This is a genomic window from Pseudoxanthomonas sp. Root630 (assembly GCF_001427585.1).
Lineage (GTDB): Bacteria > Pseudomonadota > Gammaproteobacteria > Xanthomonadales > Xanthomonadaceae > Pseudoxanthomonas_A.
In genome coordinates, this window is record NZ_LMGY01000012.1 from 307,767 (window position 1) to 320,978 (window position 13,212).

At 67.4% G+C, this 13,212-nt stretch carries 8 protein-coding genes; 7 read left to right on the plus strand and 1 reads right to left on the minus strand.

Annotation, left to right across the window (positions count from 1 at the left end; all coding sequences use genetic code 11):
• Positions 1–78: 78 nt before the first annotated feature.
• On the minus strand, positions 79–2,856 hold the full coding sequence (locus tag ASD72_RS07575; RefSeq protein WP_056879321.1) for a TonB-dependent receptor: 2,778 nt from the start codon (positions 2,854–2,856) through the stop codon (positions 79–81).
• A 238-nt stretch (positions 2,857–3,094) separates the two neighbouring features.
• On the opposite strand from ASD72_RS07575, the gene ASD72_RS07580 reads away from it, so the two are divergent.
• From ASD72_RS07580 to ASD72_RS07610, 7 genes are all read left to right on the plus strand, one after another.
• The gene (locus tag ASD72_RS07580) at positions 3,095–4,111 is read left to right on the plus strand and encodes a sugar kinase (protein WP_056879322.1); all 1,017 of its coding nucleotides are present in this window, start codon (positions 3,095–3,097) and stop codon (positions 4,109–4,111) included.
• A gap of 135 nt (positions 4,112–4,246) precedes the next feature.
• Positions 4,247–5,104, plus strand: coding sequence for a CoA ester lyase (locus ASD72_RS07585; RefSeq protein ID WP_056879323.1), 858 nt, complete (start codon positions 4,247–4,249; stop codon positions 5,102–5,104).
• Positions 5,101–7,530 (plus strand): sodium/solute symporter, encoded by a 2,430-nt coding sequence (locus ASD72_RS07590; RefSeq protein ID WP_056879324.1) that lies wholly within the window; start codon positions 5,101–5,103, stop codon positions 7,528–7,530. Before ASD72_RS07585 ends, ASD72_RS07590 begins: the two co-directional genes overlap by 4 nt.
• A 70-nt stretch (positions 7,531–7,600) precedes the next feature.
• Entirely contained in the window at positions 7,601–8,476 is an 876-nt protein-coding gene (locus tag ASD72_RS07595) for a LysR family transcriptional regulator (RefSeq protein WP_056879325.1), read from the plus strand.
• A gap of 236 nt (positions 8,477–8,712) precedes the next feature.
• Complete coding sequence (locus tag ASD72_RS07600) at positions 8,713–10,956, plus strand: TonB-dependent receptor (protein ID WP_056879326.1); 2,244 nt, start codon at positions 8,713–8,715, stop codon at positions 10,954–10,956.
• Positions 10,957–11,045: 89 nt separating this feature from the next.
• Positions 11,046–12,257, plus strand: coding sequence for a serine hydrolase domain-containing protein (locus ASD72_RS07605; protein WP_162250359.1), 1,212 nt, complete (start codon positions 11,046–11,048; stop codon positions 12,255–12,257).
• Positions 12,254–13,204: a ribokinase gene (locus tag ASD72_RS07610; protein ID WP_056879327.1), complete on the plus strand. Its 951-nt coding sequence runs from the start codon at positions 12,254–12,256 to the stop codon at positions 13,202–13,204. The genes ASD72_RS07605 and ASD72_RS07610 overlap by 4 nt, the downstream gene beginning before the upstream one ends.
• Positions 13,205–13,212: the final 8 nt, after the last annotated feature.

The following is a 13,212-nucleotide window of genomic DNA, read 5'->3' on the forward strand; positions in this document are numbered from 1 at the left end:
TTCCATACGGCGGACAACAAAAAAGCCCGGTCGAATCCGACCGGGCTTCCAGGGCGAACCGGGGTTCGCGTGTATCGATCAGAACTTGTAGCGAACGCCCAGCAGGTACTGGCGGCCGGTTTCGCTGTAGTCCAGCGGCAGCTGGCCGTTCGCGTTCTGGACCCACGACTCCTGCGCTTCGTCCGTCAGGTTGATACCTTCCAGGCTCAGCTCCAGGTGGTCGTTGATCTTGTAGCGCAGCGCCATGTCGATGGTGGTCGTGCCGGTCTGCCCGTGCACGCCATCGATGTTGTAGCCCGCTTCGGTGCCGGGCGCCTGCAACAGATAGTCGTCGCGGTTGGTCGCCGAGACACGACCGGAGAAGCGCTCGCCTTCGTAGTACAGGGTGGCGTTCCAGGAGTGCTTCGACATGCCGGTCCACGGCGCCTTCAGCACGTTGACGCCCGCGCTGTTGACGTACTGGATCTCCGTGTCCACGTAGGTGTAGTTCAGCTGCGTGCCGAAGTTGGACCACTTGCCCGGCAGGAAGGTGAACGGCTGGATGAAGGTGGCTTCGAAACCCTTCACCTTTCCGCCTGGCGTATTGACCGGCACGCTGAAGACGAAGTCGTCGTTGACCGTCGCGCCGGTGCCATCGAGCAGGCTGGCCGGCAGGCCGCTGGACGCATAGCTGCGCACTTCGCGGGTCGTCTGCACGAAGCCGTCGATGTCCTTGTAGAACAGGCCCAGGCCCAGCATCGCACCTTCGTTGAAGTACCACTCGAAGCCCAGGTCCACGGTCTCTGCGCGGACGGGATCGAGGTTGGGATTGCCACCGCTGACCGTGCGCGCGCCGCCGCTGACATTGACCGTTACGCCGGGCGTCAGGGAGCCCAGTCCGGGACGCGACATGACCTTCGCGGCGCCGAGCCGGATCAGGAAGTCCGGCGTGATCTCGGCCACCAGGTTCATCGACGGCAGGGTGTCGCTGTACTCGCGTGTCACGGTCGTGGCGACGGGCGTGCCGCTGGCGGTCGCAATGCCGGTGGAGCTCTGCTTGGTACGGACATAACGCACGCCGACGTTGCCGGACACCGGAACGGGGCCCAGATCGGCGGAGAACTCGCCCATCAGGTAAACGCCACGGTCCTCTTCCTTCACGCTGCGGGTGTTGACCGCGCGCTCGGTGACGGCATAGATGCCGGTGTTGCTGTAGATGTCGAACAGATCGGCGATGGCCTCGTAGTCCGGGATGACCCAGGTACCCGGCGAACCGTTGACGCCGCTCAGGCTGGCCAGCTCCGTGAGGTCCGCCGGCACGGTGGTGGTGCCGCCGGTGAATGTCGGCACCACCAGCTCGGACGCGCGCCGCAGCTCACGCGTGGAGAAGGAGTAGTCCTTCGCCTGCACGCCGCCCTTCAGGCGGAATCCCGGGCTGATGTTCCAGTTGAAATCCAGCTGCGCGGTGTCGAAATCGTTGGTGACGTACTGCGGACGGATGCGGATTTCCGCCAGCGTCCACCCATTCGGGTTCGTCGGATCGATACCGTAGTTGAGGATCGGCTTGTAAGGATCGCTGCGGTAGTCGTAGCTGTAGTTATCGACGTTCAGCTTGTCCATGATGATCGTCGTCTGGATCGGGTTCTCGTGCTCCGACTTGGACGTACCGATCTTCCCGCTGATCTTGAAGTTGTCGGTGAACTCGTGCTCGCCTTCCAGGTTGAGCTGGGTGAAGACGGTGTTCCATTCGTCGTGGCGGCTTTCCGAGCGGATGTCCACGTCATCGAACAGGCCATAGACCAGCGCGCCGTTCTCGATCACGCCATCGCGGACGATGGTCTGGGGCTTGCCGGTGCCGCTGCGGCTGAACGAGATCGCTTCGATGTACTTCTCGTCGCGTACCGCATCGATCTTGGAATACAGCGCATCGAGTGCGAACTGGGTGCGGTCGGTCGGCTTGAACTGCAGCGCCGCCGCCACGCCGGTGCGCTTCTGGTCGTGTTCCATCAGCGTGTAGCGCGGGAAGCGCGGGTGGTAGACGTCCGCGCTGCGGGCGGCGGCGAACGGCGACGTCGCGCTGAAGTTGCCGTTGCTGGTGCCCTGGGCCCAGCGACCGCTGCCGGAGCCTTCTTCCAGTGCCTGGCGCTCGGAGTAGGCGACCGACAGCAGGGCGCCGAACTTGCCGTCGGCCCAGGTATTGGCGATCAGCGCGCCGATCCGGGGATCGGTCTTGTCGGCCAGGTCGTTGTAGCTGGCCTGGCCGCTGGCGGTGAACGTGAAGCCGTCGTAGTCGAGCGGTCGCGCGGTGCGCAGGTCGACGGTCGCGCCCAGCGAACCTTCTTCCACGTCGGCCGAGGGCGTCTTGCGCACGATCAGCTGCGAGAACAGGTCGGACGCGAACACGTTGAAGTCGAAGCCGCGCCCACGGTTGGTGCCGCCGTTCTGGTCGGTGGCGCCCACCGTGGTGAGGGCCTCCATGCCATTGATGCGGACGCGGGTCAGGTCGGGCGGGAGGCCGCGGACCGAGATCTGCCGGCCTTCGCCGCCTTCACGGGTGATCACGACGCCCGGGATGCGCTGCAGCGACTCCGCGAGGTTGAGGTCGGGGAACTTGCCGATGTCCTCGGCGACGATCGCATCGACCACGCCGGCTTCGCCGCGCTTGATGTCGAGGGCTTTCTCCACGCTGGCGCGGTAGCCCGTGACGCTCACTGTATCGAGCGTATCGACGCTTTGCTGGGCCGGGGTGGCCTGACCGGACTCGGTCGTCTGCGCCGCGTCCTGGGCCTGCGCGGCTGCACTCATCTGCAGCGCCAGGCCGATCGAAACGGCAAGCAAGGTAACCGGTGTCTTCCGGCGGTGTTGACTGACTGGCATGTTCTCCCCTCCTCAAGGGACCATGGCCGCGTGTGCGACTGTTTTGGTAGCAAAAAACCGCTGTGTATTCCCTTCCAGATCCTGCCAGCTGATAAAATGACACCGCTGGTCAAAAACAACGCTAACAGAGTGTGCGCTGCAACAACAACTGTCGTCGGGCCCGGATTATCTTGTCCTCGGGACAACCCAGAACGGCGCGTAGGCATCGATGCAACACCGCAACGGGAGGAGTGCTGGCATGGCCAAGATCGTGTGTTTCGGAGAATTGCTGCTGCGCCTGGGGGCGCCCGGCAGGCAGGTACTGCTGCAGTCGCCGGTGCTCGACGTGCACGTCGGCGGCGCGGAAGCGAATGTCGCGGTATCGCTCGCGCGGTTCGGACACGATGCGCGGATGGTTGGCCTCGTCGCCGACAACGCATTGGGCGAAGCCGCGCTGGGTGAGTTGCGTCGCCATCGTGTCGATACGTCGGCGGTGCAGCAGCATCCAGGACGCATGGGGCTCTACTTCCTGACCCCCGGCGCGATCCAGCGCCCCAGCGAAGTGCTGTACGACCGGGCCGACTCCGCTTTCGCCCGCGCCGGTGGCGGAGACCACGACTGGCCCGCGCTGCTCGCCGGCGCGCAGTGGCTGCATGTCTCCGGCGTCACGCCGGCACTGGGGCAACGCGCCGCGGATGGCGTGCTTGCGGCGGTGAAGGCAGCGCGTGCCGCGGGGGTGAAGGTGTCGTTCGATGGCAACTTCCGCCCGAAGCTCTGGGAGGCCTGGGGGGGAGATGCGCCGACGATCCTGCGCGGACTGATGGCCGAAGCGGACATCCTGTTCGCCAGTCATCGCGACCTGCAGGTGGTGCTGGGCCTGGACTTTCCGCAGGCGACGCCGCAGGAGCGGTTCGCCGCCGGCGCGGCCGCCGCGTTCGTCGCATTCCCCCACCTGCAGCAGATGGCCGCGACCGTGCGCGTCCAGCGCAGCGTCGACCACCATGCGCTGTCGGGCATCACGGCCCTGCGCGACGGCGCGCTGCACACCACGTCCTCGCACGAGGTTTCGCCGATCGTCGATCGCATCGGCACCGGCGATGCCTTCGCGGCGGGCGTCCTGCACGGGGGGCTGGCGGGTATGTCATCGGCCGACGCGCTGCACTTCGGTGCGGCGGCGGCGTGTCTGAAGCACTCGCTGCCCGGCGACTTCAACCTGGTCGGCGCCGCCGATGTACAGGCGTTCCTGGGCGAGAACAGCCTGGACGTGAAGCGCTGATGTCTGTCGCGGCCAACAGGGAATGTTGCGTTGCGACATTCCCGGACGCAGGAAAAACTATCGTTTGAAGATGCCGGCGCGGGCTTTGCCCGTGCCGCGATTCCCGCAGACTGCGCGCCATGATGAGCGCCGTCCATGCGTAGCAAACTGTTCGTGCCCGGCAGTCGCCCCGCGCTGTTCGCCAAGGCCATGGCCGGCGACGCCGACCTGCTGTCCTTCGACCTGGAAGACGCCGTCGCCGGTGAGGAAAAGGCGGCGGCGCGCGTGCAGGTCGCCGCGTTCCTGCAGTCCGCGCCCCATCGCGCCGCGGGCAAGCAAGTCGTGGTCCGGGTCAATGCGTGGAATACCTCCGCATGGGAGGACGACCTGCGCGCGATCCTGCCGCTCGACATCGACTTGCTCAACCTGCCCAAGATCGAGTCGGTGGAACAACTGCGCCAGGCGATGAGCGAGATCGATGCGATCGAGGCGCGCCTCGGCGTGCGCCGCGCCGTCGGCCTGCTGGTGAACATCGAAACGCCGCGCGCGTTGCGGCACGCGGCTAAGATCGCGCAGGCGCATCCCCGCGTCCGCGGACTGCAACTGGGCCTGGGCGATCTCTTCGAACCCTATGGCATCCGGCGCGCGGACCTGCGCAACGTGCATGCCGCGCAGTACGCGCTGCGCATGGCCGCGGCGGAAGCCGGGGCCTTCGCCTACGATGCGGCGTTCCCCGGGCTGGACGATGAAGCCGGTTTCCGGGCGGAAGCCGACGCGGCGCGCGCCCTGGGCTTTGCGGGCAAGAGTTGCGTGCATCCGCGCCAGGTGGCGTGGGCGAACGACATCTTCGCGCCCTCGGTGAAGGAAATAGACGACGCACGCCGTACCGTGCAGAAGGCGGACGAAGCGGGCGAGGGCGCATTCGCCGTGGATGGCCGCATGGTGGACGCGCCCTTCCTGGCGCGCGCGCGCGCCGTGCTGGCGCTCGTGGATCGGAACAAGGGGACAGCATGAAACATCCGGCAGTGCGGTCCGCGACCGCCCGCATCCAGCGCGTGGTCGGTCGCGCGTTGGTGTTGTTGGCATGGGCGATCGCGGTTGCGGCACTGCCGGCGCATGCGGAAAGCCTGACGACGGTGCGGCAGGAGCTGCTGCCGGCGCCGTCCATCGGCACGAGGGGTGATGTCCACGCCTTGGGCACGTCACTGGTCGCTTTCCATGGCGATTCGGCCCAGCAACTGCCAGCGGGAGCCAAGGCATGGCAATCGCTGTCGATCGCCGCCGACATTCCCGTGCCTGCCACCTGGATCAGTGCGGCCAAGGGCACGCTTTACCTGCTGCATGGCGATGGCGTCGGACAAGCATCCACCGGTGTTTCCGGCGTGGCGCTGCAGCAGGGGCGCCTGGTGCTGCGTGCGTTGCCCGCGTGGCCCGCACCCTTGCAGGGCGTGACCCTGGCGGAAGCGGACGGCCGGCTCTATGCCAGTGGCCTCGATGCCGATGGCACGCCGCGTCTCTACCAGCTGACGCTCGCCACCACCTCGGCAGGTTGGGCTGCGCTTGCGACCTGGCCCGCGGGCGGCGCCAGCAGCCTGCTCGCGCAGCGCGGCGACCTGTTCGCCACCGTGCCGGGCATGGGCGCCGATGCGCTCTGGCGCTGGCATCGGGAAACGGGCTGGACGCAGATGCCCGCGCTACCCGCGCCGTTGGTGCCGCATGCCGCCCGGGCCCTCGGACAGGCGCATCTCCTGTATCTCGTCGCCGAAGGCGGTGCGGGCACGCCACGCCTGGTGACGTTCCACACCATCACCAAGGCATGGGCCACGCTGCCGGCGACCGTGCCGGCGGACATCACGGGCGTGACCGCGTGGGGCGACGGCCTCGCATGGACGGGCGCGGACGGCACGCTGAACACGTTGCAGCTGCAGTCCGGCAAACACCTGCTCACCTGGCTGGACTGGCTGGTGATCGTGGTCTACCTGGCCGCGATGATCGGCATCGGCCTGTACTTCTACCTGCGCGAAAAACGCAATTCGACGGAGAACTTCTTCGTCGGCAGCCGCACCATCCCGTTCTGGGCGGCGGGCCTGAGCCTGTACGCGGTCAACACCAGTTCCATCAGCTTCATCGCGATCCCGGCGAAGGCGTTCGAAACCAACTGGCAGTACCTGACCAACAACCTGATCGCCGTGCTCGGCCTGATGTTCGTGGCGGTCTGGATCGTGCCGCTGCTGCGCCGGCTGAACCTGATGTCGACCTTCTCCTACCTGGAGACGCGCTTCCATCCGACCATCCGCATGCTCGCCAGCGCCCTGGCGATCCTCATGCAGATCGGCAGCCGCATGAGCGTCATCCTGTTCCTGCCGGCGCTTGCCATCTCCACCATCACCGGCATCGACGTGGTCTGGAGCGTGTGGTTGATGGGCGGTTTCACCATCATCTACACCGCCATGGGCGGCATGAAGGCCGTCATCTGGACCGACGTGGTGCAGGTGATCGTGAAGATGGGCGGTGCGATCTTCGCCATCCTCTTCATCATCTGGACGTTGAAGGGCGGCTTCGGCGAGTTCACCCAGATCGCGATGGCCGAGGACAAGACCAAGCTGTTCGACTTCAGCTTCGACCTCACCAAGGCGACGGTCTGGGGTTTCATCTTCCTGGTGCTGTTCGAGGTGGTGCTGACCTTCCCGAAGGACCAGGTGCTGATGCAGCGCGTGCTGTCCACCAAGTCGGACAAGGAGGCCGGACGCTCCGTGTGGGCCTTCGCCGCCATCATGATTCCCGGCGGGTTCGTGTTCTACGGCATCGGCACGGCGCTGTTCGTCTACTACAAGAACAACCCGGAGCGGATGAATCCGCTGCTGCCGGTCGATGCCACCTTCCCGCTGTTCATCGCCGCGGAGCTGCCGATGGGCGTGACCGGCCTGATCATCGCCGGCATCTTCGCCGCCGCGATGGCGACGCTGTCCGGCATCATGAACTCGGTGGCGACGCTGATCACCGTGGACTTCTACGAGCGTTTCGCCAAGGACAAGTCGCAGAAGAAGGGCGTGTTCTTCGCCGAGATCATGACGGTCGTGGTCGGTCTGGTCGGCATCGGCGCGGCGCTGGTGCTGTCGCGCTTCGACATCGGTTCGCTGTTCGATGTGTCGATCGAACTCGCCGGCCTGTTGGGCGGCGGCTTCGCCGGCGCCTATACGCTGGGCATGTTCACCCGCCGGGCGAACTCGCAGGGCGTGGCGATCGGCATCGTCACCGCGATCGTGCTGACGTTCGTCGCCTGGTGGTTCGACCTGGTGCACCCCTATTTCTACCTCGCCATCTCCATCCTGGTCTGCGTGGTCGTGGGTTACCTGGCCAGCCTGTTCTTCCCTGCGCCGGCGCGTTCGCTCGAGGGCCTGACCATCCACCGGCAGGACGCCGCGGACGCGGCCGATTGAGCGCATGGGCCATAGGTCCCATCGTCGGCGTCACGCGCCTCGTGTAGCCTGAAGGCAGCAGGGGAGGCGCGTGGACACCCAGTTCCTGAATACCTTCGTGGTGGTGGCCGACCGGGGCTCGATGGCTGCGGCGGCACGCGTGCTCAACATCACGCCGGCCGCGGTCGCCCAGCAGATCCGCACGCTGGAGCGCGAACTCGGCGCGCCGCTGATCGCGCGCGCCGGCCGTACCGTCAGCCTGACCGAGGAAGGTTCGCGCATCCTGCAGCGCGCCCGCGACCTGCTGCGCGACGTCGCCGACATGCGCAGCGTCGCCAACGACAGCGAAGTCTCCGGCGAGCTGCGGCTGGGCGCGTGCCCCACCGCACTGGCGGGCATGCTGCCGGACATCCTCGCGCGGATGGTCGATGCCTTCCCGCAGATCAACGTCTACATCCGCCCCGGCTATTCGGCCGAGCTGTACCGCGCCGTGGAGAATGGCGAGCTGGACGCCGCACTGGTGCTGCAGGCGCCGTACAACCTGCCCAAGACCTGCGACTGGCAGCTGCTGCGCGAGGAGCCGCTGGTGGTGATCGCTCCCGCGCGCATGGCCGGTCGCGACCCGCACGAACTGCTGCGCAGCGAGCCGCTGATCCGCTACGACCGCAACCAGTGGGGCGGGCGCGTGGCGGACGACTATCTGCGCCGCGCCGGCATCGTGCCGCACGAGCGCTTCGAACTGAACGGGCTCAACGCCATCGCCGTGATGGTGGACCGTGGCCTGGGCGTGTCGCTGGTGCCGGACTGGGCCAAGCCGTGGCCGGAGGGCCTGGACCTGGTCCGCCTGCCGCTGCCGATGCCCAGCGAGCCCCGCCGCATCGGCATGGTGTGGTCGCGCTCGACGGTACGCATCCGCCTGGTGACCGTGCTGCTGCAGGAGAGCCGCGCCACCGCCGGGCAGGCTTGATCCGCGCCACGCGGCGTCATGTTGCAGTGCACGCTACAAAAACTAGCCTGTGAACATATCCGCGGGCGATTCTTCCGTGACGGACGTCCGCCTACGCTTCGAACATCGTCGGGTTCGAGCGTCTGGGAGGAACGCTGGGCACGCCGGCCGCCGGGAGCGGCCTTTCTCGCACTCACCCTTGCCATGCGGCAGGCGCACCGCGCGCCGCCGCCCACTCCGCATTTCGAGAACAGACCATGAAACAGGTACCCGCCGCGTTCGGCGTTTTCCTACTGGCCGCCGCCGTCAGCGCCAGCGTCAAGGCCCAACAGAACACGCCGCTGCCGCCGCAGGACGCGGCGACCGAAGAAGCCAAGGCCAAGGACGCCGTCGACCTGGATCAGGTGATCGTCACCGGCGTGCGCGCGCCCAAGGCCGTGGACAAGATCCCCGGCGCAGTGACGCTGGTCAGCAAGGAGGAAATCGCCCACACGCTGCTGGTCACCGAAGACGCGACCGCCGTACTGGCGCGCACCGTGCCCGGCTACGCCGAGGCCTCGCAGGCCATGAGCAACAGCGGCGAGACGCTGCGCGGACGCGTGGCGTTGCGCCTGTTCGACGGCGTGCCGCAGGGTTCGCCGCTGCGCGACGGCAGCCGCAACGCCACCTTCACCGACATGGGCATCGTCGGCCGCGTGGAAGTCATCAACGGTCCTTCCGCGTCGGAAGGCGTCGGCGCGGCCGGCGGCATCATCAACTACCTCTCCACCGTGCCGACCAAGGAAGGCAGCGAGTTCCGCTTCCTGTCGCGCTACTCCACCCAGTTCAAGGACGACAGCGCGGGCTGGAAACTGGGCCTGAACTACGCTTACAAGCAGGACAACTACGACCTGGTCGCCGGCGTCTCGCGCATCGACCGCGGCATGGGTTACGACGCCGACGGCGTGCGCCTGGGCATGAACACCAGCGGTTCGCTGCACGATTCGGTGACCCGCAACGTGTTCGTCAAGGGCGGCATCAACTTCGGTGAAGACCTCGAGAAGCGCCTGCAGATCAGCTACAGCGATTTCAAGATCGAAGGCAACGGCGACTACATCCAGGTCGACGGTTGCCGCTACGAGCCGGGCTGGTGCGAAGATCCGCATCCGAACACCTCCGAGCGCGGCCACATCTTCGGCAGCAAGGCCGAGTTCAACGATTTCCGGCAGGTCAACGCGCAGTACACCGACGCCGACTTCTTCGGCGGCACGCTGACGCTGAACGCGTACTGGGCCGACCAGGCCATGCGCTACCCGCCGGAGAACGGCAGCGACCGCCAGGATCCGGACATCCCGCCGAACGGCCCCGATGGCCTGATCTGGGACCAGTCGGAGATCAATTCGGACAAGGTCGGCTTCCGCCCGTCGTGGGTGCGCGGCCAGCTGTTCGGCGTGGATGGGCTGGAACTGCGCACCGGTGTGGACTGGGTGCGCGACAAGGCCGACCAGCGCCTGGCGCTGACGGACCGCCTGTGGGTGCCGCCGATGAAGTACGAGAGCGTGGCGCCGTATGCGCAGCTGAGCTGGGACGTCGGCCCGCTGACCTTCAGCGGCGGCATCCGCCACGAGGACGGCGAGCTGAGCGTCGACGACTACACCACCACCTGGTACCGCAATCGCGTGTTCGTGCAGGGCGGCACGCTGTCCTACACCGAGACGCTGTACAACCTGGGTGCCATCTGGCGCATCAACGACCGGTGGTCCGTGTTCGCGGCCTACGGTGAGGGCTTCGGCCTGCCGAATGTCGGCATCCCCCTGCGCAACATCAACTATCCCGGCCAGAGCGTCGACGGCATCATCGACCTGCAGCCGATCGTGGTCGACAACCGCGAGGTGGGTGTCAACTGGCGTGGCGACGCGACCTCGTTCAGCGCGTCGTACTACGACTCGGAAGCCGATTTCGGCACGTCGCTGGCGATCGATCCGGCCACCAACGACTTCGTGCTGAACCGTGCGCCGACCCGCATCAAGGGCTTCGAGTTCTCGGGCGACTGGAACATCAACGAAGACTGGAAGCTCAGCGGCATCTATTCGCGCATCCACGGCAAGACGGCGTTCTGGAACGCCGACACCACCGGTCGCTATCCGGCCGGCGGGTTGAACAAGCCGATGGGCGCGCTGGACGTCAACCCCGACAAGATCGCGCTGAGCGTGCGCTGGAAGTTCAACGAGGCCGGCGACGTCACCCTCGGGTCGACCACGTTGTTGTCGCGCGACCTCTACGGCAGCGACGTGCGCGAGTTCGACGGGGCGACGTACCGCTACGAGGAGCACACCTCCGGTTACACGCTGTTCGACCTGGGCATGAACTACCGGGTGGAGAAGTGGGGCCGCTTCTCGCTGGGCGTCGAGAACCTGGCGAACAAGCAGTACATCCTGACCTGGTCGCAGGTCCCGGGCTTCCGCAACTACTGGGCGGGCCGCGGCCGCATGTACTCCTTCACCTACGAGTACACGTTCTGATCCACGATCCGCGGATGCCGGCACTTCTCCACGCTGCATCCACCCGCGCCGCCTCCTCTCCAGGGCGGCGCGGGCTCTGGATGGTCCTGATGCTCTCGCTTGCGGCCTGCGCGACCGCCACGCCGCCGTCCACCCTGCCGCGTGCGCCGATGGATGCCGTGCTGACGCAGGCGGTCGGCAAGGACGGATACCTGGGTGCCGTCGCCCTGGTCGCCGACCATGGCGCCGTGGTCTACCGCGGTGCGTTCGGTCATGCCGATCTGCAGGGCAAGCAACCGCTGCGCGAAGACGCCATCTTCCGCATCTATTCGATGACCAAGCCCGTCATCTCGGTGGCGGCACTGATGCTGGTGGAAGAGGGCAGGTTGCAGCTCGATGCCCCGGTCGCCACCTACCTGCCCGCATTCGCCGGCCTGCAGCGCGTCACCGGTGGCAGCGTGGAAGCACCCACGCGGGTACCGGTGCAGCGTCCGCTCACGGTGCGGCATCTGCTGACGCACACCGCCGGCTTCGCCACCGGCGGGGACGACATCCGCGTCGCATCCGCCCTGCTGCAGGCGCAGGCGCCCGAAGAAGCCACGGATCTCGCCGGCTACGCCGACCGCGTCGCACGCGCACCATTGGCGACCGAGCCTGGCACGCGTTTCCGCTACGACGGCGTCAACACCGAGGTGCTGGCGCGGGTGATCGAAGTCGCCAGCGGGCAATCGTTCGACACCTTCCTGCGCACACGCATCTTCACGCCGCTCGCCCTGCACGACACCGGCTTCGAAGTGCCTGCAGCGCAACGTGCCCGCATCATGGCGCTGACCACGCGCGATGCCGCAGGGCAACGCGTCCTTGCCGATACACCGTCCGCGCGCGAACCCGGCGCCCGGCTCCGCCCTTACACGAGCGGCGCGGGCGGGCTGTATTCCACCGCGGCCGATTACCTGCGCTTCGCACGGATGCTGGCCGAAGGCGGCACGCTCGATGGCGTGCGCCTGCTGCGTGAAGACACGGTGGCGATGATGATGTCCGACCAGCTTGCGGGCTTCGATCCGCCGGTGCCCGCGCCGGAGCCCGGCGAAGGCTTCGGCCTCGGCGGTTATGTTGTCATCGATCCGGCGATCAGCACGCGTCCCGGATCGCGCGGGCAGTTCGGCTGGTCCGGGGCTGCATCCACTTATTTCACCATCGACCGTGAGCGCGGCCTGGTGATCTTGCTGCTGTCGCAGCACCTGCCTTCCGACGAGGCCCCGGCGCTGCCCAAGCTGGCCACGCCGTTCTACCGCGCGGTCTATTCGGCGGTCACGCCATGAGCCGTGGCCAGGGCGGCGTGCTGGTGGCGGGCTCGGCGAACCTCGACTTCGTCGTCCGCGCAGCGCATGTCCCGGCGCCGGGAGAGACCGTGCTCGGCCGCGAGTTCGCAACGTTCCCCGGCGGCAAGGGCGCCAACCAGGCGGTCGCCAGTGCGCGTGCCGGCGGCGTGCCGACCCGCATGCTGCTCGCGCTCGGTGACGATCCGTACGCGGTGGTGCTCGAAGCCGCCCTCGCCGACGCGGACGTGGCCATGCACATCGTGCGCGTGCCGGATACCGCCAGTGGCACCGCCTTCATCTGCCTGTCCGATGACGCGGAAAACGCGATCACCGTCGCGCCCGGCGCCAACGCCGGATTGCTGCCGCACCACCTGCCGTCGTTGCGCGGCATCAGCCATCTGCTGCTGCAACTGGAAACACCGCTGGCCAGCGTGGCGAACTACGCCCGCCTCGCCCGCGAGGCCGGCGTGCGGGTGATGTTGAATGCCGCACCCGCCACCCCGTTGCCGGCGGGCCTGCTGGACAGCGTCGATGTGCTGGTCGTCAACGAAGGCGAACTGGCCACGCTGGCCGGCGAAGGTTCCGTGGCGGCCCAAGTGGCGCGCCTGCATGTGCCGTGCGTGGTCGTCACCCTCGGTGCACGCGGCTGCTTCGCGCGGCGGGGCGGTGAAATCTTCCTGCAGCCCGCGTTCCCGATCGACGCCGTGGATACGACCGCGGCCGGCGACACGTTCTGCGGCGCGCTGGCGGCCTGCCTGGCCGAGCATGCCGGGCTGGCGGACGCGCTACGCTTCGCCAGCGCGGCCTCTGCGCTCGCCTGCACCCGGCTGGGCGCGCAGACCAGCATCCCGGCGCGCCCGGAGGTCGAAGCCTGGCTCGCCGGGCATGCCGACGCCCCTTCGCAGCAGGCTGCCCTGGCGACTTACTGCGGTCTTCCCAGTTCCTGATCCATCGT